This is a genomic window from Enterococcus sp. FDAARGOS_375 (genome assembly GCF_002393265.1).
Classification (GTDB): Bacteria; Bacillota; Bacilli; order Lactobacillales; family Enterococcaceae; genus Enterococcus_D; species Enterococcus_D innesii.
Genome location: NZ_CP023515.1, coordinates 2,089,423 through 2,113,076 on the forward strand (window position 1 = coordinate 2,089,423; position 23,654 = coordinate 2,113,076).

General features: G+C 42.3%; 22 protein-coding genes. 18 read left to right on the forward strand and 4 right to left on the reverse strand.

The window, feature by feature from the left end:
- Positions 1-3: 3 nt before the first annotated feature.
- The 3 genes from glpO (at position 4) to CO692_RS11140 (ending at position 3,688) form a co-directional block, all read left to right on the forward strand.
- Complete coding sequence (gene glpO / locus CO692_RS11130; protein WP_096742274.1) at positions 4-1,833, forward strand: type 1 glycerol-3-phosphate oxidase; 1,830 nt, start codon at positions 4-6, stop codon at positions 1,831-1,833.
- Positions 1,826-2,542, forward strand: coding sequence for an MIP/aquaporin family protein (locus CO692_RS11135; RefSeq protein ID WP_096742275.1), 717 nt, complete (start codon positions 1,826-1,828; stop codon positions 2,540-2,542). The genes glpO and CO692_RS11135 overlap by 8 nt, the downstream gene beginning before the upstream one ends.
- Before the next feature lie 90 nt (positions 2,543-2,632).
- On the forward strand, positions 2,633-3,688 hold the full coding sequence (locus CO692_RS11140) for an alpha/beta hydrolase (protein ID WP_050979035.1): 1,056 nt from the start codon (positions 2,633-2,635) through the stop codon (positions 3,686-3,688).
- A gap of 59 nt (positions 3,689-3,747) precedes the next feature.
- Here CO692_RS11140 and nrdF read toward each other — a convergent pair whose 3' ends face one another.
- The 3 genes from nrdF to nrdH all read right to left on the reverse strand — a co-directional run bounded on the left by nrdF (position 3,748) and on the right by nrdH (position 7,292).
- Positions 3,748-4,713 carry a class 1b ribonucleoside-diphosphate reductase subunit beta gene (nrdF, locus tag CO692_RS11145; protein WP_005225180.1) on the reverse strand — a complete coding sequence of 322 codons (966 nt, stop codon included), beginning with the start codon at positions 4,711-4,713 and terminating at the stop codon, positions 3,748-3,750.
- A 97-nt stretch (positions 4,714-4,810) separates the two neighbouring features.
- Positions 4,811-6,970: a class 1b ribonucleoside-diphosphate reductase subunit alpha gene (gene nrdE, locus CO692_RS11150; protein WP_096742276.1), complete on the reverse strand. Its 2,160-nt coding sequence runs from the start codon at positions 6,968-6,970 to the stop codon at positions 4,811-4,813.
- A 97-nt stretch (positions 6,971-7,067) separates the two neighbouring features.
- The gene (gene nrdH, locus CO692_RS11155) at positions 7,068-7,292 is read right to left on the reverse strand and encodes a glutaredoxin-like protein NrdH (protein WP_005225182.1); all 225 of its coding nucleotides are present in this window, start codon (positions 7,290-7,292) and stop codon (positions 7,068-7,070) included.
- Between the two features lie 357 nt (positions 7,293-7,649).
- Here nrdH and CO692_RS11160 point away from each other — a divergent pair, with 357 nt between their 5' ends.
- The 15 genes from CO692_RS11160 (at position 7,650) to CO692_RS17690 (ending at position 22,456) form a co-directional block, all read left to right on the forward strand.
- The gene (locus CO692_RS11160; protein WP_096742277.1) at positions 7,650-8,117 is read left to right on the forward strand and encodes a FeoA family protein; all 468 of its coding nucleotides are present in this window, start codon (positions 7,650-7,652) and stop codon (positions 8,115-8,117) included.
- A complete protein-coding gene (gene feoB, locus CO692_RS11165) occupies positions 8,117-10,255 on the forward strand; it encodes a ferrous iron transport protein B (protein WP_096742278.1) in 2,139 nt (712 codons plus the stop codon). Before CO692_RS11160 ends, feoB begins: the two co-directional genes overlap by 1 nt.
- Entirely contained in the window at positions 10,252-10,383 is a 132-nt protein-coding gene (locus CO692_RS11170) for a hypothetical protein (RefSeq protein ID WP_010747544.1), read from the forward strand. Before feoB ends, CO692_RS11170 begins: the two co-directional genes overlap by 4 nt.
- A 431-nt stretch (positions 10,384-10,814) precedes the next feature.
- Positions 10,815-11,261, forward strand: coding sequence for a PTS sugar transporter subunit IIA (locus CO692_RS11175; protein WP_016610455.1), 447 nt, complete (start codon positions 10,815-10,817; stop codon positions 11,259-11,261).
- 1 nt (position 11,262) lies between these two features.
- Positions 11,263-11,628: a PTS sugar transporter subunit IIB gene (locus CO692_RS11180; protein ID WP_096742279.1), complete on the forward strand. Its 366-nt coding sequence runs from the start codon at positions 11,263-11,265 to the stop codon at positions 11,626-11,628.
- Between the two features lie 25 nt (positions 11,629-11,653).
- Entirely contained in the window at positions 11,654-12,940 is a 1,287-nt protein-coding gene (locus tag CO692_RS11185; RefSeq protein ID WP_016610457.1) for a PTS ascorbate transporter subunit IIC, read from the forward strand.
- A gap of 24 nt (positions 12,941-12,964) precedes the next feature.
- A complete protein-coding gene (locus CO692_RS11190) occupies positions 12,965-13,630 on the forward strand; it encodes an SIS domain-containing protein (protein WP_096742280.1) in 666 nt (221 codons plus the stop codon).
- Complete coding sequence (dapA, locus tag CO692_RS11195) at positions 13,627-14,532, forward strand: 4-hydroxy-tetrahydrodipicolinate synthase (RefSeq protein ID WP_096742281.1); 906 nt, start codon at positions 13,627-13,629, stop codon at positions 14,530-14,532. The genes CO692_RS11190 and dapA overlap by 4 nt, the downstream gene beginning before the upstream one ends.
- 23 nt (positions 14,533-14,555) lie before the next feature.
- Complete coding sequence (locus tag CO692_RS11200) at positions 14,556-16,658, forward strand: BglG family transcription antiterminator (RefSeq protein WP_096742282.1); 2,103 nt, start codon at positions 14,556-14,558, stop codon at positions 16,656-16,658.
- Positions 16,659-17,093: 435 nt separating this feature from the next.
- The gene (locus CO692_RS11205) at positions 17,094-18,359 is read left to right on the forward strand and encodes a CapA family protein (RefSeq protein ID WP_060793031.1); all 1,266 of its coding nucleotides are present in this window, start codon (positions 17,094-17,096) and stop codon (positions 18,357-18,359) included.
- 232 nt (positions 18,360-18,591) lie between these two features.
- Positions 18,592-19,206 carry a hypothetical protein gene (locus CO692_RS11210; protein ID WP_005225192.1) on the forward strand — a complete coding sequence of 205 codons (615 nt, stop codon included), beginning with the start codon at positions 18,592-18,594 and terminating at the stop codon, positions 19,204-19,206.
- Positions 19,207-19,472: 266 nt separating this feature from the next.
- Complete coding sequence (locus tag CO692_RS11215) at positions 19,473-20,129, forward strand: HAD family hydrolase (RefSeq protein ID WP_081116780.1); 657 nt, start codon at positions 19,473-19,475, stop codon at positions 20,127-20,129.
- Positions 20,130-20,707: 578 nt separating this feature from the next.
- On the forward strand, positions 20,708-21,091 hold the full coding sequence (locus tag CO692_RS11220) for a DUF7006 family protein (protein ID WP_010747547.1): 384 nt from the start codon (positions 20,708-20,710) through the stop codon (positions 21,089-21,091).
- A 239-nt stretch (positions 21,092-21,330) separates the two neighbouring features.
- The gene (locus CO692_RS11225) at positions 21,331-22,173 is read left to right on the forward strand and encodes a Cof-type HAD-IIB family hydrolase (protein WP_096742283.1); all 843 of its coding nucleotides are present in this window, start codon (positions 21,331-21,333) and stop codon (positions 22,171-22,173) included.
- A 118-nt stretch (positions 22,174-22,291) separates the two neighbouring features.
- Entirely contained in the window at positions 22,292-22,456 is a 165-nt protein-coding gene (locus CO692_RS17690; protein ID WP_016610470.1) for a hypothetical protein, read from the forward strand.
- A gap of 157 nt (positions 22,457-22,613) precedes the next feature.
- Here CO692_RS17690 and CO692_RS11230 read toward each other — a convergent pair whose 3' ends face one another.
- On the reverse strand, positions 22,614-23,252 hold the full coding sequence (locus CO692_RS11230) for a type II CAAX prenyl endopeptidase Rce1 family protein (RefSeq protein WP_015509102.1): 639 nt from the start codon (positions 23,250-23,252) through the stop codon (positions 22,614-22,616).
- Positions 23,253-23,654 lie beyond the last annotated feature (402 nt).

Below are 23,654 nucleotides of genomic sequence, written 5' to 3' on the forward strand. Positions count from 1 at the left end.
GCCATGACCTTTTCACATAAAGATCGGAATCAAACCATTCAAGAAGCGGCAAAGACCACCTATGATGTATTGATCATCGGTGGTGGGATCACTGGCGCGGGGGTTGCTGTTCAAACCGCAGCCGCTGGGATGAAGACGGTTCTTTTGGAAATGCAGGATTTTGCCGAAGGAACGTCTTCGCGGTCCACCAAACTCGTTCATGGTGGTATTCGCTATTTGAAAACCTTTGACGTGGAAGTGGTCGCTGACACCGTGCGGGAGCGGGCGATCGTGCAGCAAATTGCTCCGCATATCCCGAAACCAGATCCAATGCTTTTGCCAATCTATGATGAACCAGGGGCAACCTTCTCCTTGTTTTCTGTCAAAGTGGCGATGGATCTTTATGATCGCTTAGCGAATGTGACAGGCAGTAAATACGAAAATTATCTGCTGACGAAAGAAGAGGTCTTAGAACGCGAACCTCAGCTGCAGGCGGAAAACTTAGTCGGTGGCGGTGTCTATCTTGATTTTCGCAACAACGATGCCCGCTTGGTGATCGAAAACATCAAACGAGCACAAGCCGATGGGGCAGCAATGATCAGTAAAGCCAAAGTCGTCGGCATCTTACATGATGAGCAAGGCATCATCAATGGGGTAGAAGTGGAGGATCAACTGACAAACGAGCGCTTTGAGGTTCACGCCAAAGTCGTGATCAACACGACAGGCCCTTGGTCAGACATCGTTCGTCAATTAGACAAGAATGATGAGTTGCCGCCACAAATGCGTCCGACGAAAGGTGTCCATTTAGTGGTCGATCGGGAAAAACTAAAAGTGCCGCAACCAACCTATTTTGATACTGGGAAAAATGATGGTCGGATGGTTTTCGTGGTACCAAGAGAAAATAAGACCTATTTTGGCACAACCGATACGGATTATACAGGCGATTTCGCCCATCCAACGGTCACGCAAGAAGATGTTGATTATCTATTGACCATCGTGAATGAACGCTTCCCTCACGCTCAGATCACCCTTAATGATATCGAAGCGAGCTGGGCAGGATTGCGTCCGTTGATTGTGAATAATGGCGGGTCTGATTACAATGGCGGCGGTAAAGGCAAACTATCGGATGAAAGCTTTGAGCAGATCGTTGAAAGCGTCAAAGAGTATCTTGAAGATGAGCGGCAGCGACCAGTCGTAGAAAAAGCCTTAAAACAAGCACAAGAACGAGTAGAAGCCAGCAAAGTGGATCCATCGCAAGTTTCTCGCGGCAGCAGTTTGGAACGCTCAAAAGACGGACTATTGACGTTGGCAGGGGGAAAAATCACCGATTATCGCTTGATGGCGGAAGGAGCAGTCAAACGGATCAATGAATTGCTCCAAGAAAGCGGTGCATCCTTCGAGTTGGTGGATTCAACCACGTACCCAGTTTCTGGTGGTGAGCTTGATGCAGCCAATGTAGAGGAAGACTTAGCGAAGCTGGCTGACCAAGCGCAAGCCGCTGGATTCGATGAAGCCGCTGCGACGTATTTGGCTCATCTTTATGGGTCGAATCTTCCCCAAGTGTTGAACTACAAGACGAAGTTTGAGGGCTTAGATGAAAAAGAAAGTACGGCCTTGAACTATTCCTTGCATGAAGAAATGGTTCTGACGCCTGTCGATTATCTATTGCGTCGGACCAACCATATCCTATTTATGCGAGACACCTTAGATGAAGTCAAAGCCGGTGTCGTTGCAGCTATGACCGACTTCTTTGGCTGGAGCGAGGAAGAAAAAGCAGCCCATGTAGCAGAATTGAACCAAGTGATCGCAGAATCAGATTTAACAGCCTTAAAAGGAGGAAAAAAAGATGAATGAAACAACCCAGATCTTTAGTGAATTTCTAGGAACGGCTATTTTGGTTTTGTTAGGGGATGGTGTGTGTGCGGCTGTCAATCTGAAAAAGAGTAAAGCAGAAGCCTCTGGCTGGATCGTGATCGCAATGGGCTGGGCGACAGCGGTAACGATTGCCGTTTACGTTTCAGGGTACATGGGACCTGCTCACTTGAATCCAGCCGTTACATTAGGCATGGCGATGACGGGGAATTTTTCTTGGAGCTTGGCTGTACCGTTTATGTTGGCACAAATTGCTGGTGCGATCGTAGGGGCGATCCTCGTTTGGCTCAACTACTTGCCATTATGGGATGAAACAAAAGACCAAGGCGCGATTTTAGGTACCTTTGCAACAGGGCCTGCAGTTCGTAATTTAGTATCGAATACCATCACTGAAGTGATTGGTACCTTTGTCTTAGTCTTTGGCTTATTGGCTTTTGGTGCCAATACCTTTACGGATGGATTAAATCCCATCGTCGTTGGGATCTTGATCTTAGCGATCGGGCTGTCGCTTGGTGGACCAACAGGCTATGCCATCAATCCGGCACGGGACTTAGGACCACGGATCGCTCACCAAATCTTGCCAATCAAAAACAAAGGGACTTCCGATTGGAGCTATGCGTTAGTACCAATCATCGGTCCAATGATCGGGGCAGCGATCGCAGCTGGTTTGTTTATGATGTTGCCATTATAAACGATGTTATTTTAAGGATGATGCCTATTGGTATCATCCTTTTTTAATCTTTAGCGATTGTCATTGAATTTGCTAAAAAAACATGGTTAAATGAAAAAGCTGAAACAGAAAGAAGGAAGGAGCTTTTACTTGAAAAAAATTCTGCGCTTTTTCATGTGGGTGGCGATTGTCCTGATCGGACTCTTAGCTGCCGTTTTTCTGGCTTTTCAACTCTCCCCACGACCGGGGGCTTTTTTGATCGGTCATCTGTTTAACCAAGAAGTGACCATCAAGGATGAGGCAGCTTATCAAAAAAGTTTGCCGAATGTGACGGTCAAACAGGACTTGACGTATCAATCGGATTATCAACGTAGTACCTTTGATCTATATTATCCCAAAGAGGCACAAGGCCCTGTTCCAGTCATTTTTTGGGTCCATGGGGGCGGCTATGTCGGCGGAGACAAAGAAGGGGTCAAAGAGTTTGCGACCTATGTCGTCGATGAAACCAAAGCCGCTGTGATTTCGATTAATTATGAATGGGCACCAAGTCTGCATTATCCTGGACAGGTCAAACAATTAGCCCAAGCGGTAGACTCGATCAAAGCAGATGCCCAAGCATACCCCATGCTGGATTTCGATCAACTCTTCTTCGGCGGGGATTCTGCAGGAGCCCAAATCGCTGGGCAATATGTGGCGCTGCAAACCAATCCAGCGTATGCGAAGGAAATGTCCTTTGATCAAGACATTCCTGCATCGGCCCTGAAAGGGTTTATTTCCTATTGCGGACCGCTTGATTTGAAGCAGATCGCTGGGACTTCTTCAGATGATCGCTTTATGAAATTCTTTGTCAAAACGGTGGCTTGGTCGTTATTAGGCAAAAAAGAATGGCAAGATAGTCCCCAACTGCAGGAGATCTCACTGGTGGATAAATTGACGGCTGATTTTCCACCAACGTATATCACGGATGGCAATGCCTATTCCTTTGAAGACCAAGGCATTGCCTTTGCCAACCAGCTGCAAGCTCTTGATATTCCCGTGACGAGTCGCTTTTACAAAGGGGATTCGGAAACGGTGACCCACGAATACCAATTTGATTATAGCTTGCCCCAAGCACAGGCCTGTTTGACAGAAACGTTGACCTTTATCAAAGACCAGTTGGCTCACTAAAAAACACCTTGTTTCTCACCCTCAATTGGCGAGAAACAAGGTGTTTATTTGTCAGCAGATCAATCAAGTCCGATGAAGTAGTCATCGTCTTTCATCGCTTCTACAGAACCAAGCAGATACCCATTCCCAACTTGTGAGAAGAAGTCGTGGTTGCTGGTACCAGTTGAAATACCGTTCATGACGATTGGATTGACATCGTTGGCGGTATCTGGGAAAAGCGGGTCTTGTCCTAGATTCATCAAAGCCTTATTGGCATTGTAACGCAAGAAGGTTTTGACTTCTTCGGTCCAGCCGATCTCATCGTATAATTCTTCGGTATAACGCTCTTCATTTTCATACAACTCATACAACAAGTCGTACATCCAGTCTTTCAGCTTTTGCTGTTCGTCTTCTGGTAATTCGTTGAAACCTAATTGGAATTTGTAGCCGATATACGTGCCGTGAACGGATTCGTCACGAATGATCAATTTGATGATCTCCGCTACGTTCGCTAGTTTGTTATTGCCTAAGTAGTAAAGGGGTGTATAGAAACCTGAATAGAATAAGAAGGTCTCTAGAAATACACTGGCGATTTTTTTCTCTAGCGGTGTGCCATTTTTGTAGATCTCATTGATTCGTTCGGCTTTCTTTTGCAAATATGGATTGGTGTTGGTCCATTCAAAAATATCAGCGATCTCCGCTTTTGTATTCAGGGTGCTGAAAATCGATGAATAGCTTTTTGCATGGACAGATTCCATAAATTGGATGTTGTTCAAGACCGCTTCTTCGTGTGGGGTGCGGACATCTTTACGCAGTTGATCCATACCGCTTTCTGATTGAACGGTATCTAATAAAGTCAAGCCGCCAAAGACGTAGCCCACCGTTGTTTTTTCTAATGGAGATAGCGTTCGCCAGTCATCAAGGTCATTTGATAAAGGGATCCGCGTATCTAACCAGAATTGTTCTGTTAATTTTTCCCAAGTGGATTTATCGATGATATCTTCGATCTCATTCCAGTTGATTGCTTCATAGTAAGTCTTACCCATAGTCGGTTCCTCCAATAATCGTATCAAGACAACAGCCGACCCGCTGTCAAGAAAGAGCAGGGGCAGGCGGTTGGTTCGTTTTCAGGCAAAAGTTGGATTAGATGACGCAGCTTTCACATTGGTTGCTGCCGATCTCTTCTGCATCATCTGTAAAGGTCCGTACATAGTAGATCGATTTGATGCCTTTGTGGAAAGCGTAGTGACGCAAAATGTTCAAATCACGCGTGGTTTGTTTTGTCGTTTCTTTCCATTCGTAAAGACCTTCTGGAATATCTGAACGCATAAACAAGGTCATACTCATACCTTGATCGACGTGTTTTTGAGCAGTTGCGTAAACATCGATCACTTTGCGCATATCCATATCGTAGGCTGATTTGTAGTAGCCGATCGTCTCATTGCTCAAGTAAGGTGCTGGATAGTAGATCTTGCCGATTTTCTTTTCTTGGCGTTCTTCGATCATCCGAGTGATTGGGTGGATGCTGGCACTCGTATCATTGATATAAGAGATCGAACCATTTGGTGCAACGGCTAGGCGGTTTTGGTGATACAAGCCGGTTTCTTTGACGGTTTGTGCCAAGGTTGCCCAATCTTCACCAGTTGGTAAAAAGACGCCTTCGAACAATGCTTTGACTTTTTCCGATTTTGGTTGGTAGTCACCTTGGATATAATCGGTGAAGTAGCTGCCGTCTGCATACGCTGATTTTTCAAAGTTATGGAAAACTTCGCCTTTTTCTTTGGCGATGGCATTGCTTTCAACCAATGTCCAATAGTTCAACAGCATGAAATAAAGATCAGTAAATTCAAGGGATTCTGGTGAACCATATTCCATTTGATTTTTTGCAAAATAGGTATGCAAGCCCATTGCGCCTAAACCGATCGTGTGGTTCAAGGCATTCCCATTTTGGATCGATGGTACTACGTCAATGTCAGACGCATCAGTAACAAAGGTCAAGGCACGAGTCATTGCTCGAACAGATTTCCCAAAGTCAGGGCTGTCCATCAAGTTCACGATATTGGTGGAACCTAAGTTACAGCTGATATCTGTTCCTAAAACTTCGTATTCTTGTTTGCCGTTGATCTCAGATGGTGCTTGGACTTGAAGGATCTCGGAACAAAGATTACTCATGATGATCTTGCCATCAATTGGGTTGCTGCGGTTTGCTGTATCGATATTGATGATATAAGGATAACCAGATTCTTGCTGCAATTTAGAAATTTCGTTTTCTAGATCACGGGCTCTGATTTTGGTTTTGCGAATCCGTGGGTTCATGACTAAGTTGTCGTATTCCTTGGTGATATCGACATAAGAGAAGGGCACGCCATATTCTTTTTCGACACTGTAGGGACTAAAGAGATACATCTCTTCATTTTTACGCGTCAATTCGTAGAATTTGTCAGGTACGATCACGCCTAATGATAAGGTTTTGACACGGATTTTTTCATCCGCATTTTCTTTTTTCGCTGATAAAAAGCTGATGATGTCTGGGTGGAAGACGTTCAAGTAGACCACGCCAGCCCCTTGCCGTTGACCCAATTGGTTTGAGTAGCTGAAGCTATCTTCAAACAATTTCATTACAGGCATCACACCACTTGCTGCCCCTTCGTAGCCTTTGATAGGCGCGCCGGCTTCCCGCAAGTTTGATAACGTGATCCCGACACCGCCACCGATTCGTGAAAGTTGCAGCGCGGAGTTGATCCCACGACCGATCGCGTTCATGTCATCAGTGATTTGGATCAAGAAACAAGAAACCAACTCACCGCGACGTTTGCGTCCTGCATTCAAGAAAGAAGGGGTTGCTGGTTGGTAACGTTGGTAGATCATTTCATCTGCCAAGCTCATTGCTAACTCTTCATTGCCATCCGCAAAGTAAAGGGCGTTGAAAGCCACCCGATCTTCGTAACGTTCTAGATACGCGGTACCATCATTCGTTTTTAATGCGTATTGTGAATAAAACTTGTAAGCAGCCATAAATGATTTGAAAGTAAAGTGTTGCTCATCTAAGAATTGATACAATTGCTCAATAAAGGCAGGGCGATACTTTTTGATAAATTCTTCTTCTAAATAATCATTTTCAATCAAATAATTGATTTTGTCCATTGCAGTCGCAAAGGTTAAGGTATTTGGTTCAACGTTTTCTTTAAAGAATGCCGCTAAGGCTTCTTTGTCTTTATTTAATGGAATTTGACCATCTACTGGACGGTTGATCTCATTATTCAATTTGAAATAACTGACATCTTTGATTTCTTTCAAGCTCATAAATGGCTAACCTCTTTTCTTGTTTTGTTCGTATAAAAAAGGACTTGCGGTCTGGACGACTGACAAATCCCTCAAAAGCATCACATTGAGAAAAATCTTAGCTCGCTAATTGACGTAGTTGATCTGGACGGAAACCGATGATCGTTTGCGCATCAGAGGTAATGACTGGCACACTTTGGAATCCTTGTTCTTTCAAAAATTCTAATGCTTCAGGCTCATTATCAATATTGATTTCTTCAAATGCAATCTGATTTTCACTTAAAAAGCGTTTCGCCATTTTACATTGCATGCAGTTGTTTTTCGAAAATAGTTTGATATTCATAATTGTTTCCTCCGAGTTGTAATAGTTATAAACCTAGTATAAATAAGTCTCGGAGAAAGTCAACGAAAAAACACTATATCTTGTGCTTGTGAATTCGACATACACAATTTATAGTGTTTCTGTGTTTTTTATGCAAGGGAAAAAAGCGGAAAATACTTAGAATTACAAGGTTTTTGCGTAATTAATACAGGGGATATGCAATCAAAATGAGTAAAAAAAATCCTTATTGTGAAGGAAGATTCAAAGTGAGACCCAAAACAGATTGACTTCTTATGGAAATGGCTCTATTATAATGATAATCATTCTCAATTAAAGTAGGTTAATTATAACAACACTTCACAAAAGGAGTAAGAAGCAATGAAAATGGCGCAAACTCGGGCTTCTGGAACATACAAAATCGACTCGTTGGCAACCACCAAAGAAATCACGGCTCATTTAAATGATCTTGGTATTCGCACGGGCGTTGAAATCGTTGTGGTACAAAAAGATCGCAAAGGCGGCATCATTTTACACCAAGGGACGCGGATTGCTTTAGATGAACGGGTCATGGAACAAATCGAAGTCACAGAAACCCAGCAGCAAACCATCATTACCTCTTTGGATCAGCTGCAAGTCGGTGAAAGCGGAAAGGTCAATCAGATCGCCGCCAAAGGTGCGGTGCGCCGTCGATTGATGGATATGGGGCTTACGAAAAACGTCCATTTGGAAGTGGTGAAGCTGGCTCCTTTGGGTGATCCGATGGAGATTCGGCTCCGCGGCTATGAATTGTCTTTGAGAAAGCAAGAAGCAGCGTTGGTTTTTGTCGAAAAAGGAGTCGAAGCGTAATGACCTATCACTTTGCATTAGCAGGAAATCCCAATAGCGGGAAAACGAGTACCTTCAATCAATTGACCGGTGCCAAACAAACAGTGGGGAATTGGCCAGGCGTTACCGTGGAACGAAAAGCGGGGCGACTGCGAAAAGACCGACAAGTATTGATCCAAGATCTACCAGGGATCTATTCCTTGTCGCCGTACACACCAGAAGAACTGATTTCTCGCAATTATTTGATGGAAGCATCATTGGATGCGGTGATCAATATTATCGATGGAACCAACCTGGAGCGCAACCTGTATCTAACATTGCAATTATTAGAAATGAATGTCCCGACTGTGGCAGCCATCAACATGATCGACCTATTAAAGAAAAAAGGCTTGCAGATCAATTTCGAAAAGCTGGCTTACGGTCTAGGGGTTCCCGTAGTAGGGATCAGTGCTTTGAAGCAACGCGGCTTAACCAAAATGATCGAGGCAGCGAAGCATGTAGCCAATACACAACCGCTTCCTCCCCGCTACGATGCTCGTCTAGAAGCTGGCTTGACCGAGATCATGGCGATTTTGCCAGAGACGATCCCTCAGCAGCAAAAACGCTGGTTTGCCATAAAACTCTTTGAAAAAGATGAAGCGATTCAGACGATGTGTAAACTAACTGATTCCCAGCAGGCAGTCATTAAGGAGACGATTTCGATTTTAGAGCTGATCTTTAAAGACAGCAGTGACGCCATTCTCGTCAATGAGCGCTATGGCTTCATTGAAGAATTGTTGGCGCTGGCAGTCATCAAGGAAACAGATCAGCACTTAGCCTTCAGCGACAAAATCGACCGTGTGTTGACCCATCGCGTATTGGCACTACCGATTTTTGCCTTCATTATGTGGGGAATCTACTATTTATCGATTCAGACGATTGGTACGATCGGTACTGATTGGGTCAATGATGTATTATTTGGCAGCTGGATTCCCGAAACAGCAGCGCACTGGCTAGAACAGCTGCAAGTCGCCCAGTGGCTGCAAGAACTGATTTTAGATGGCATCGTGGCAGGGGTCGGTGCGGTCTTAGGCTTTTTGCCGCAGATCTTCGTGCTGTTTTTTTGTTTGGCTATCTTGGAGGACTGCGGATACATGGCACGGGTAGCATTTGTCATGGACCGCCTGTTTCGCAAGTTTGGTCTATCTGGCAAGTCGTTTATCCCCATGTTGATCGCTACCGGTTGCGGGGTGCCGGGGGTGATGGCAAGCCGAACGATTGAAAATGAAAAGGATCGTCGGTTGACGGTGATGGTCACGACCTTCATGCCATGTTCTGCCAAATTGCCGATCATCGCATTGATTTCAGGAGCCTTTTTCCCTCAGTATAGTTGGGTCGCCCCATCGGCCTATTTTGTCGGCATGGGTGCTGTGATTTTTTCAGGGATCGTCTTGAAAAAAACGCCTTTATTTGCAGGTGATCTGGCACCATTTATTATGGAACTGCCAGCGTATCACTTGCCGCAGCTCACAACGATTTTGAAAAGTGCCTGTGATCGAGCCATTGCTTTTGTGAAAAAAGCCGGGACGATAATTTTTGTGGCTTGTATCTTTGTCTGGTTTACCTCCAGCTACAGCTTTGCCTTGCAGCGGGTCACAGAAGACCAAAGCATTTTGGCCTTTTTCGGACGACTTTTGGCGCCGCTTTTTGCTCCCCTAGGCTGGGGAACCTGGCGAGGCGCCGTGGCGACGATCACTGGCCTGGTCGCCAAAGAAAATGTGATCGGCACCTTTGGGATCCTCTACGGACAAACTGGGGAGTTGTCAGAAAGCGGGACGGAGATTTGGCAAGTGTTGCGCGGCGATTACACTGCTGTGGCGGCATACTCTTTTCTCGTCTTTAATTTACTATGTGCCCCTTGTTTTGCTGCTATCGGTGCGATCCACCGTGAAATGGGGGACAGCAAGTGGACGTGGTTAGCCATTGGCTATCAATGCGGCTTGGCATACTGCGCTAGTTTGTTGGTCTACCAATTCGGGCACGTCGTCTTTGAAGGCGGACACCTCACGCTCGGTGTTTTCGCGGCAATCCTTATTGCTGGGCTATTGGTATTTGCTCTGTTGAAGAAACCATTCCGAGGGAGTGCACCCTTGATCCAAGTCGTAGGAGGCGAAAAATGATTGCTACAATAATTCTAAGCGGCCTGATTTTTGGCTATGGCACCCGTGTAGTGTACCGCATGGTGAAAAAGGATCATTGTTCTGATTGTCATAGCAGTTGTCCCGTGAAGCATGAGGAAGCAAAGTAGAAAATAGCAGTTGTAAGTAAAAATTTGTGTGAAAATACCTACGGGTAGAAATACAATTGAAACGGTAGATCTTAGCCATGAATAGATTGTTTGCTTTAAGAAGTTCTTAGTTTATTTAAGAGCTTCTTTTTTTATTGTGGGTGCAAGCAAAAGATCTGTCCATTTTTGGTTCACTTTTTCCTTGAGAGAATAAGTTTTGTGAACTGCTCAAGAAGGTTATCGAGAAAAACTGGAGGCTAATAAAAAAAATAGCCAGTATACCTGGTCTTTTTGAAAAGAGCAGTTCACTTAATCTGGAAGCGCGTACAAATATGTGGTCTCAAATCGTCTATTCAGGCCAGAACTTTTCACTTATAGTGTGTGTATAGGAATGATCTCGAGAAATTCTTTACTAAAACCTAAAGAAATTTTTTTAGAAAGGAAATCGTCGTTTGCAAACTACATTATTAACAAAAGAAAACATTTTACTTCAGCAAGACAGTACCAGTTGGCAAGAAGCAATCAAAAAAGCAGCCCAGCCGTTATTGAAGAATGGCAGCGTTACAAAACAGTATGTCGAAGCGATGGTTCAATCTGTCTTAGATGCCGGGCCGTATATCGTGCTTATGCCTGGGTTTGCTTTGGCCCATGCCCGATCAGAAGATGGGGTTTGTCGTTTAGGACTAAGTGCGATGACATTAAATACCCCCATCTCATTTGGTTCGCCCAATGATCCAGTGAAAGTCATTTTCTGTTTGGCAGCGATAGACCCGACCAGTCATTTGGAACTGATGGGTGAGTTAGCAGAAGTTTTAGCAAGGGACAATATCATTGATCGTTTAGCAAATGTGCAGACACCAGAAGCATTTATAAAACTATTAGAAGAAACGAGGAGTTAAGATGGGATTCTTTCAAAAAAAGAAAAATGATGTATCGATCCAAGCTGATGCAAAACCTAAGACAAGTAATGGCAAGAAATATTTGATAGCGGTTGCATGCCGTGCGGGGATGGGGAGTTCAACGCTGCTTCACATAAAAGTAAAATCAGTGATTGAAGAAAACGGCTATCCCATTGAAACGATTCATGGAAATCTAGACGTCCTCATTGGTTTTACGGGCGATGCCTTTATGAGTATGGCAGATATCGCAGCGGAACCTGATTTTCAAAACAAACCTTATGAAGTCATAGGTATTCAAAATATTATGAGTAAAGAAGAGATCCAAGGAAAACTAGAAACATTTCTTGAAACGATGCAAACAAAATAAATTGATGGAGCGAGGAATAAATTGAATGGCAATTTTAGTAATGAACCAATTCAGAAATACTGCTGTGTTGCTAATGATTTTGGCTTTGATTGGGTTACTTGCACAAAGAAAGCCTGCGAAGGAGACCCTGAGCGGTGTCCTCAAAGTGGGCATTGGGTTTATGATTTTTAATATTGGTGGTGGTCATGTAGGAACGATTGCTGCAAATTTTGCCACGTTGTTTCAGACCGCATTTGGTGTTCAAGGGACGGTTCTGGCAGTAGAGCCTGCTACAGCGTTAGCCATGGATGTATATGGTTTTGAAATATCAATGATTATGGGCTTAGGGTTCATATTCGGATTAGTTATTGCGAAATTGACGCCTTTAAAATCAATTTTCTTAACCGGTCAGCATTATCTTTTCTTTGCTGCTGTCATTGGGTTGATTTTTATTTCGAATGGTATGCCCACTTGGGTAACAGTTATCTTTGGTTCTTTGGTGCTAGGTTTTGCAGGAGCAGGGCTGCCCAAATTGGCTCAGAAATATACAGATGAGCTGACAGGTAATGCAGGGGTTGCACTAGGTCACTTTAACTTGATTTTTTACTGGTTCTCAGGTGTCATCGGCAGTGTCATTGGAGGGAAAAATTGGCAAGCAAAGAAAGAGAAAGCAGCCAATCGCGAGCTCCCAGATTTCTTCTCCGTATTCCGAGATTTTGTCTTCTCTGTTGCATTTTTCATGATTATTCTTTTCTACATTGCAACGATCGCAGCAGTTTTAAGTGGCCATATGGATGTCGTTCAAGAAATGGCTGGCAACGACTTATGGTTCTTGTATCCGTTGATTCAAGGGTTGCAATTTGCTGCGGGGATGTCTGTACTGATTTATGGTGTGCGTCAATTTATTGCTGAATTAACGGCTGCCTTCGTGGCGATCTCAGAAAAATATATCCCAGGATCAATGCCGGCAGTAGATGTTCCTGTGTTTTTCCAATATGCGCCAACCATGGTTCCTGTCGGTTTTATTACCTCGTTTATAGGTGGGTTAACAGCGACGTTTGCCATGGCTGCTATGGGTTCTCCCGTTGTGCTTTTGCCAGCAGCTGGGATTGCTTTTTTCTCGGGTGGAACCATGGGTGTCTTTGGTTCAATAAGAGGCGGGTTGAAAGGGGCGATCATCGCATCCTTCTTAGGCGGTATTTTGCTGACTGCATTGCCTTTGGTGCTTTTCCCAGCTTTTTCTGAATTAGGCATCACAGACGCTGGATTTCCTCAAATCGACTACAATATTATCGGAATTTTACTAGACAAAATCTTAAAACTATTTAGTTAAACAGTATGATTAGCAAGGAGAAGGATGGATACAATTTCTCCTTGCTATAAGGAAGGAAAATCTGTATTGAATGAAAAAAACGTTTTGTTTGCATATAGTACGAATTTAAAAGCCCAAAGCGATGCTCAATTTTATCGGCTTGAAGAAGAAGAAGTCTATCAACAGATGGTGAAGGCCAAAGAACTTATTCTCCATGCAGAAAAAAATCATAAGCGCGTTCATGTAACAGGCGTGGGAAAATGTTCCTATGTAGCAGGCTATACAGCTTCACTTTTCTCATCTGTCGGTACGCCAGCCTATTTTTTAGACACAACCGAAACTGTGCACGGATCGGCAGGACAAGTCGTGGCTGGCGATGTAGTGATTGCGATAAGTAATAGTGGGAACACCAAAGAATTAGAATATGCACTTGCTGCCTTAAAAGCCAATGGCGCCGTAATTTTAGCGGTAACAGGAAATGAAGATTCTTCCCTAGCTTCCTGTGCTGAAGTCACATTGTCTTCTTATGTTTCCCAAGAAGGGGACTCATTGAATAAACCGCCACGTTCCTCTGTGATCGCCCAAATGATCCAGCTGCAGGTTCTGTCGGTGTTGCTGCAAGAAGCAAAAGAAATCAATTTAGAAGATTACCTTAAATGGCATCCAGGGGGAAGCTTAGGAGCAACGACAAAAAAGGAGCTTACACAATGAAAATCAGAGGAATTATACCAGCAATGGTCACACCATTAAATGAGAACGGCATCAATGAAGAGGGCACTAGAAAGCTTGTCAGGCATTTGATTGCTGGTGGTGTCCACGGGTTGTTTATTTTAGGAACCAATGGCGAATTTCATACCTTAAGCAAAGAAGAGAAAATCCAGTTTGCAAAAATCGTTGTCGATGAAGTATCGGGCAGAGTACCAGTATTTGCAGGTGCCGGAGATATCGCAACGAATAAAGTGATTGAGTTAGTAAATGAGTTTGCAAAAATCGGCGTTGATGCTGCTTCCATTATTACACCATATCTTTTGAAATATACCGATGAAGAGCTGATTCATCATTACCGTGTGATTGCTGAGCAAACGACACTACCAATCATTTTGTACAATATTCCGCCAAATACTAGAAATTTCATCAATCGTCATGTTTTCTCGGAATTACTCAAAATTGATTCGATCATTGGGATAAAAGATTCAAGCGGTGATCTAGAAAACTTCAAGGGCTATCTTGAATTAAATCATCGACAGGATTTCTCTTTGCTGATGGGAAGCGACTCTAAGATTTTAGAAGCATTACAGTTAGGAGCAGATGGTTCTGTGGCTTCAACCGCAAATGTTGTGACGAAAACAGATGTGTCGATCTATGAACAATTTGTAGCTGGAAACATAGAACAAGCGCGGCAAGCACAAGCAAGTATTGATGATTTTAGAGAAGCCTGTAAATGCTCAACGATTCCGTCTGGGCTGAAATACTGTTTGCGGGCAATCGGACAGGATGTTGGGGTACCGAAACTGCCTGTTCTAGATCTTACGAAAGAAGAAAAGCAGCAGGTGGATCAAGTGCTTCAAAAATATGTACAAGCGGAAGGATTTACATTGAAAGTAGAACAGTAGGCTGCAGAAATGGGGGAACATTGATGGTGAAAATTGACTATAGGACGAGAAAGATGATGATGGCTCTGATTGAAAAACCGACCATCAGTTACGATTATCTTCAGCGGAATTATTCTATGAACCGCACTCAAATAGAGTATACCATTGATAAAATCAACCAGTTTCTATCTGCCCAAAAACTACCACTTAGCGTGAATAAGGAAAGTGTGATCCGACTGCCTGAAAAAAGCAAGGAATATTTGTTGGAGTCATTTTTACATGAGCGTATGTTTAAGTATTATGAGATGAGTTCAAAAGAACGAGGAAAATATATCTTTTTGACGCTCTTTTACTACGAGAAAGACTATCTGTCGGTCAACCATTTTTTAGATGCGTTAAAAATCGGCAAAACAACCTTTATGAGTGATCTGCGCAAATTACAAGCGGAATTGCAGGGGTACGATATTTCAATCAGTTACTCGAGAAAAGAGGGGTATCACTTAGCAGGTGATGAACTGATGATTCGTTACGCTTTATTTCGAATGATTTTGGAAGATGTAACTAGCAAGGACGATGATTTTATCTACCGTTACTTTATTCATAACGAACGAATACAATTGGCGGATGAGCAGGACACCTATCTTTCTCTTCTTTTAGAAAAACATGCGATAGAGTTAGTTGAAAATAGGTTGATTGAATTGAACTATATCCTTATTTTTTTATACCCAAGAATGGGCTTGAATGAATTTGATCTAAAACCTTTTTCTAATGATCATGAGTTAGTAAAAATGAAGGAGTACCGCTTTGCTGAAGAAGTTTTAGAAAACGCAGGGGTGATGAATAGTATAGAAAAGAACTATCTCTGTGGGTGGGTACTGGGAATGGCATTAGGGAATGAAAAGGAATGGCTTCAAGGAAATTTGGTCATCATTGACTTGGTAGAAAGAATTGTCGAGCGATTTGAATTGCTTTCAGGTATTCGTTTCAAGGATAAACACTCTGTCATCAAGCAATTATATAGTCATTTTCGACCGACCTATTTCCGAATGCTGTTTCGATTACCGATCATCAACCCTATGCAGGATAAAATTTTTGAAAAATATAATGACCTTTATCAGATCGTAAAAGAAACCTTGAGACCAATCAGTGATAGCTTTGATTCAAAGCTTCCAGATGAAGAAGTAGCCTTTTTAACCATGCACTTTGCGCTTTTGATCAGAAATTCTGAAGAATATATGGTGCAACAAAAAGTGGGGGTCGTTGTCTGCCCAAATGGTATTGGAAGCTCAGCAATCATTTACAATGAATTAAAGGAAATCTTTCCCTCTTTTATCTTATTGGGACCGATTGAAACAAGCGAACTGCATTCATTTGATCAGTCATACGATATCATTTTTACGACAAAACCCAACTTTCAACTTTATCCGTTAAAAAAGCCGATTTTTGTAGTAAACCCGATCATGTCTTACGAGGAACGAACCCAGTTGTTTTTAGATGTCAAATTCGAAACCAGTACAAGCATCAAGCCCAATACTGTGACGATCGACGGCTTGATGCAGGTTATTCAACAATATTCAACAGTTACTAGTGAGTCAGCTCTGCGGCATCATTTAGAGAAATTTGTACAAGAGACCTGCTCGCCAACGGCATCTATCATGTCTCAAAAAGAGAAAAAGTCAAAAGAACCTGCAATGCTGTTGGATATGATGCGTCCAGAATTGATACAATTAAACAAAAAAGCCAGAACATGGGAAGAGGCCTTTTATCTCGCAGCCAATCCATTGATTGAAAGAAAGATCATCACTAGAAATTACATCGATTCGATCATTCAACAAACCAGATCAGAAGGCGCTTATATGGTGATATTCGATCAAGTTGCCTTACCGCATACGGTTCCTGAAGCAGGTGCAAAAAAACTTGGCATGGGATTGACAACGTTAGAATCTGAAGTATATGTCTTGGGAACGATTCCTGTAAAGTATATCTTTACCCTTTCTGCATTAGACAGCAAGCAGCATCTAAATGCGATGACTCAGTTTATTACCCTTATTGAATCCAAAGATTTTTTTCGAGAATTAGAAAAACATGAATGTCCGGAAACAGTTTATCAATGGTTTGCAGAGATTTTACGTACTGCTGTTGTATAAATTTTTTCGAAAATACTGTAAGTCTTATAGGATAAAACAGATACTCTTTGGTCTTTATTGAGAGAAGCGTGCGAAGGGGAGTCATTTGCTTCATCATTTGCTGCTGTTCATCCGAACGCAAGCGATGTTACTCAGAACTGTTAACAGCGGAAGAATTCTCTAATGATACTAATTTATGCCGTTTGAGGTTAGTCCAGTTCTACAAGAAAGATGCATTCGGGAATCAGCTACCATAGAAGTGGAGAAACAGTTCGATCACGATCGGGCTGTTTTTTTATTTTTTACAAAACGACCTATTAAAGGAATCTCAAATATAGTATAATTATTTAATAAAAAGATATTATTTAGTGAGGTTCGCAGGAAAGGGAGCAGGGAATCTCGTTAGAACGTAAACGAAGATAGGTTTTTGATAAAGCAGAGTGAAAGGGTGAGGGCATGAGACAACAACGAAGACGGGAGCGTCAGAAACACCAGCGGATCATTGTGGGGTTAAGTACAGCGTTGCTGGCAATCATACTTGGAGTGATTTATCTAGTGATTCAAGTGACAAGCATCCCCGAACAGCGTCATACAGCAGAAACGACAAAGGCAACAAAGCCAATGCAAGAAACGAGTAGTTCTACCGAAACAAAGCCAGCAGTAAAAACCATCACAGTGACAGCTAGTGGCGATATGCTTTATCATACACCTGTTTATTTAAGCGCTTACGATGGGAAGCGTTATGATTTTGACAATGATTTTGAGCAAGTCAAACCGCTGATTGCATCGGCGGACCTTGCTTTAGGTGATTTTGAAGGAACCATCAATCCTAATAAACCGCTTGGCGGTTTTCCCTTATTCAACGCCCCTATCGATGCTGTTGCCAGTATCAAAGACGCGGGCTTTGATGTGATCGATCTTGCCCATAACCATATTTTAGATACAGGGATCGAAGGAATCAAAACAACGGCGGCTGCTTTTCACGACCAAGGCTTGGCAACGATTGGTGTCACGGTCGACAATAGCGGAATCCTGGTCAAAGAAGTCAACGGGATTAAAGTTGCTCTCTTGGCCTATGCCTATGGCTTCAATGGCCTTGAAGAAAGCTTAACTCAAGCAGAGTATGACACCTATTTGAAAGACTTGTCGTTAGATAAAGTGGAAGCAGAGATCAAAGAAGCGGAAAGCTTGGCGGATATCACCATCGTGATGCCTCAGTCTGGTGTCGAGTATTCTTTAGAACCAACGGAAGAACAACAAACTGTTTATCGGAAGATGATCGATTTTGGTGCTGATATTATCTTCGGTGGCCATCCGCATGTAGCAGAACCAACCGAAATCATCGAAAAGGACGGGGAAAAGAAATTTATCATTTATTCAATGGGAAACTTATTGTCGAATCAACGTTATGAAACCGTCAATAACAACTATTGGACCGAACGAGGCGTCATCCCAGAAGTTGAAATCTCCAAAGAAGGGCAGCGGACCTATTTAAGCAAGATTGCCTTGCATCCGACTTGGGTCTCCAAAGAACCGATCCCTGATCGTACCTATTATGATCCAGAATACGGCGTCTTGCAGGCCTTTGATTTTCAAGTTTACCTTGCCGCAGATTATCTGCCAGATGGGCAATATGCCAAAAATGTCCCTGAAGAAAAGCGCCAGCGGATCGAAACCGCCTACCATGAAATGCTGGAGCTGTTGGATTTGAAGTGGGAGTAGTGAGGACAAGAAAGCAATCTGGCTAACAGGTTGCTTTTTTATTGGCTATCGAAGAGTATGAACCATGAAATGAAAGTCAATCTATTTTTTAAAACATGACACCAGATCACCATTTATGAACAAAAAATGACACCTCAAGCTGATAAAAATAAGTAATAATGTCAACATAAAGTATTCAGAAATCATTTCCAACTCATTTCTGAATAAATAAGAAAGGAAAGTAGGGTGTGTCATGAGAATTATCATATTGACGAAAAACATATCATATGAGATTGATTTGCAGCGAGAGCTGCAGATTTTGAGCCATGAAGTGTTCGTGGGCAGAAGTACCGAAGAGGAGGAATGGTTGATAGAAAGTGCCAAGTTATTTGACTGTTTATTTGTCAGTGAAACAATTGCTGATCCAGAATTTTTATTGCTCAATCAGACATTGGCTCCTTATTATCAACAGCGGATCGTTCGAATCTTGCCAGGGAATGACGAACAAGAAATGATACTGGAAAAAGCGGAAAATGCGACCTATCTTAATCGGTCATTTGTCGAGTTGAGAGAATTTTTGGCGGCTTTGCCACCAAATACTCGCAAGTTAGAAAAGGCATCAGTAACGAAGGAATCGTTCCCTAAATTTCTTAGTCTGCAAGAACAGATCTTTTTCAATAATCTAGCAGAAGAGCAATTTATCAACCGAGAGGACCTTTGCTGGAAAATTTGGGGCAACGGCGGCACGAATTCCCGAAAATCGCAGCTATCGATTTTGGCGAAACGAATCAATGAGAAATTAGATGAATACGACTATACTGAAAAACGCGTCCGTACCGCTTGGGGCAAAGGATATATCTTGCAGTAAAAAAGCTGAAAATGGGTTTAACTTTTATGCCTGACAAATAGGCCTTCAGGTAAATTTGCCTATCTTGTAGAAACGACTCTGTTTTCAAAGCGAGTCGTTTTTTTATATAAGTATATTAGCAATAAATGAAGAAGGTTATGGAAAAATATGATAATGCTTTTTTTTAGTGATAAAATAGAGATAATCAGTAATGGAAAGAAATACTGCGTAAATGAAAAAAGCATTTGTAGAAAATTGATGGAATACCTTTTGGAGGAGGAAATATCGTGAAGCAGGTTGAATGTGTGCTATTTGATTTGGATGGAACTTTATTGGATTCAAAAGAATGTAGTGTGAAGGCGACAAAAGCAGCTTTTAAAGAGATGGGACTCAAAGTACCCAGTGAAGTAGTCATTGAACATTATATGGGAATACCAATCGAAGAATCATTTTTTAAAATGTCTGAACAGCCATTAGATCAAGAAACCGCAGCGGAATTGATTCGGATTTTCCGAGCCTATTACCAAACCTATGAAGAAAGTACCTTGAAAGTATTTCCAGAAATTCCCCATGTCTTAGAAATCTTAAATAAACGAAAGGTACCTTGTTTCGTCGTTTCAAGTAAGAAGACAGCGGTCGTCAAACGAAACTTAGCTGCTCAGGACCTTGTGGCGTTCTTTGAAGAAATCATCGGCTCTGATGCGGTGACCCACTACAAACCTCATCCCGAAGGAATCAACAAAGTCGTGTCACACTATCAATTTGACCCGACAAAGACGATCATGATAGGAGATGCTATTTTTGATATCCAAATGGGAAAAGCCGCGGGTGTCAAAACGATCGCCGTTACGTGGGGCAGCCACGATCCGAAAAAGCTTTCTGAAGAAAACCCAGATGCTTTGGTAGATGCGCCACGTGAGATTTTAGATTTTCTATATGCATGATCCTTTTTTGTGCTCACAGTGTAAGAGGACGTTTTAGCCTCGCTTATATCTTGGCATGATCCAAAAAGAAAGGACAGATCGTCCTTTTACAACATGCAATTTGAGAACTTTGACCAATGATCGAAACCAGCGATCATTGGTTTTTTGTGCTGTCGTGAGAATGAAGGCGCCACAGCATTGAATAAAGGTATTCATTTCCATTCGTTCTTTTGGTTGATCGCGTAATCATCGGAAAATCACTGCAAATAAATTCCTTTTGATCTTTCTTCTTAGATAAAGCAATGCGGGTACGCTGGATTTTTCTCTCTTATTCCTCTGCTAGAGCAAAAAGGAATTATAAGCTTGGAGCAACAAAAAACTATAATGAGAGTAACTGATTTCCTTAGATCATGCATTGGAGGTGAGCGCAGAACGGGATGCCACCCAAGGATTTCATGTGATTTGAAATACTAGAAGATAAAGCCTTTGTTTTATGTGAAGGGATGTAGGGGCGATTAACGAAGAAGGAAATCATTACGATCAAACGAGGGATCAATGCTATCATTGAAGAAAAGCCATGGATGGAAAGGAGTGATTCTGTGTTATCAGAAAAAATAAATGACCCGAAGGATTATCTGTCTTATTCAAAGGAAGTATTGTTAAGCGCTGGGGTACTGACAGCCTATCCGAAACTTTTTACTTATTATCAGGAACTTTGTGTTGACTTCGAAGACATTTACTATGATCGAACAAAGAACTTATTTGATACCTTTCGAGCGCTTCTGGCTGTGGACGCACAGATCCAAATTCTACTGGAACTTGTGACCAATACCAAAACTGACCTATGTCAAGAGCTGGGGATGAAGGAAGAGGAAATTATCAGTATGATCAAGCATGACAAACGGTACTATTATCGCGAGCTTACGGGTCATGCAACTAACCAACTACCTAAATGGGGATTGATTTATTTAAGTGAAGAGTAAGCTACGCAAAGGATAAGTCACCTTAAAAGTGATCAAATGAAAGCCATTTGACGATCATCAAGGATAAAGGGCATCGAGAAAAAACGAGAGCGTGTTTATGTATGAGTCAGTAAAATAGTCTAGCGAGGTTATCTTGTGATTTGTTATACTAATAGCAAGCGGCTGATGGTGACATCTTGGATTCAGCAAATATGTTCATGTGAGCGCTTTATTGACTGGGTTAGGAAAGAGGGAATGAAATGACGAAGAAAATTATCTTTTTAGATGTAGATGGAACATTGTGCGATGATGCGGGAAACGTACCAGAAAGTGCTCGCCAAGCGATCACAGCGGCACATAAGAAGGGGCATGAGTTTTTCTTGTGTACGGGTCGTTCAAAAGCCGAAATCACAGAAGATGTACTGGCACTGCCTTTAAGTGGAATGATTGGTGCTGGAGGCGGTTATTGCGAGGTGCACGATGAGGTGATTTTGCACAAAGTTTTTGAAAAGGAAGCCTTATTAAGACTGATCGATTTCTTAAAAGCAAACCAAATCGAGTATTACTTGGAATCGAATCAAGGATTCTTTGCAAGTACCAATTTACGAAATCGGTTGATTGAGATCGTCTTAGCAGGTGAGCCTGTTGAAAGTGAAGCAGGAAAACAACGTGTTCAAACTATTCAGTGGTTCCTTGATTTATTGATCGAGGACGAAGCGAAAATCGATTACGATGACGTGAACAAAGTTTCCTTCATCAATCATTCCATTCCTTATGAACAGGTCCATGACCAATACCACGAACAATTCCAAATGATTCGCAGTACGGTACCTGTTTTTGGCAAGGACAGTGGCGAGATCGGCATCAAGAATATCCACAAGAAAACAGCCATCGATTTTCTCTTGAACCATCTAGGGATCGATAACAAAGATACCTTGGCGTTTGGTGACGGCCATAATGATGTCGAAATGTTTGAAGCTGTTGCGACGGGAATTGCGATGGGCAATGCCTGTGAACAGCTATTGGCAGTAGCTGACAAGGTGACGGCTCGACCAGAAGACGGCGGGATTGCGCAAGCACTCCAAAAGCACGGTCTGGTGTAACCACTAAGAAGCAAACGTCTGCACAATCCTTCTGCTTTCTAGAGAGATTGATCAGGAGTTGCGCGACGTTGTTAAAGTGACCTGTAAAACCAACGATTGACAAGGAGGCTGAGTTAAAATGAAGGAAACGACTTTTCTTTGTTATCTTGAACAAGCATTGAAAAACCTGAAGGCGACAGAAGCCTTGCGTTTTAATATCGAAGGCGAAGTCAAGCGGCTGATGAAGGTGTACAGTGAAGCAGAAATTTGTGAGAAAGTAAAAGAGGATCCCTTTAAAAAGTAAGGACATTTTCTTATGAAACACAGCGAATAGAACAAACACCCAACCTCGTGAAAGGCACAAAAGCGATCAATGCTTCTTTTCAGGGAGGGATACTCAGGTAACTAGTTGTTGTATCAAAAAAGACTGATTTCAATTGAATCAGTCTTTTTCGTTTTTCTCAAGCAGTCAGATAAGCCACTAAAATAGCAAACAGGTCGAACAAGACATGTGTGCCCCAACTAGTCAGGATCGAGTTGCTCTTGATGGCAGCTTGGTTAAATAGCAAGCGCGCCACCCCTTGAATGAAAAGAATATGGACCAAGGTATGGAAAACATTGCCGTTATCATAAGTGCTGTAATGAACCAAGCCAAAGATGATCGCGGAAAGGATGCTGGCAACTGGCAAGGTACATTTACTAGAAAAAATCGCTAAAAAGAAGATGGAAAAGAGTTCTTCTCCAAGTAACATGATTGGAATAACGAGCAGAGTCAACCATTGAAAGCCTTCGTTCACTGGATTTCCATGAAGATCCCACTTTAGTCCGTATTGCAAAACGAGAGAAACGAGGAAGCTGATCAGGATGTTTAAAAGAAAATACTTGCTGATCGTCTTCACTGGCGCGATGGGTTTCCCAAAGAGCTGCTTGACTGCTTCTTTACCGTAAACTAGCCGTAATGCCCAATAGCTGGCAATCGACAATGAGAAGATGCTGACGATGGCAGGGGCATACAAAAGACCGACCAAACCGATACCTGCGAGGACTGTTCCTAGTAAAGCGTGGTTCCATGAGATTTGTTTTCCTATAAGTTTGTTCATTTACTTTTCTCTCCTTATTAAGCTATAGAGCATGTACTATTTAGCTGTTTTCTCTGATTCTTCTGCTGTGTGCTTTTTGTGCCGTAATATAAGCGATAAGTACAACAATGAACGTTTTGGGTGATTTTCATACCATCGCTTCATTTGCGCCAATTCTTTGTAGGGTACAAAAGATAGAGTAATCGATAACGAGTTTCTGAAACAAGATGGTCGTATATTTCGGACTTTTTTATGGTTGAGCAACTAAGTGATGGAGGATGCACAAGTACTAAGTTACTTCATTAAGAAAGGAAAACTGACTTCCAGATTCGATGGAATAATCGTCAACAAAGAAACGACATCGCTATGTTCTCTTGAAATCGACTAAAAATTCCAGAATATTTCGAAAAATACCATTGCTTA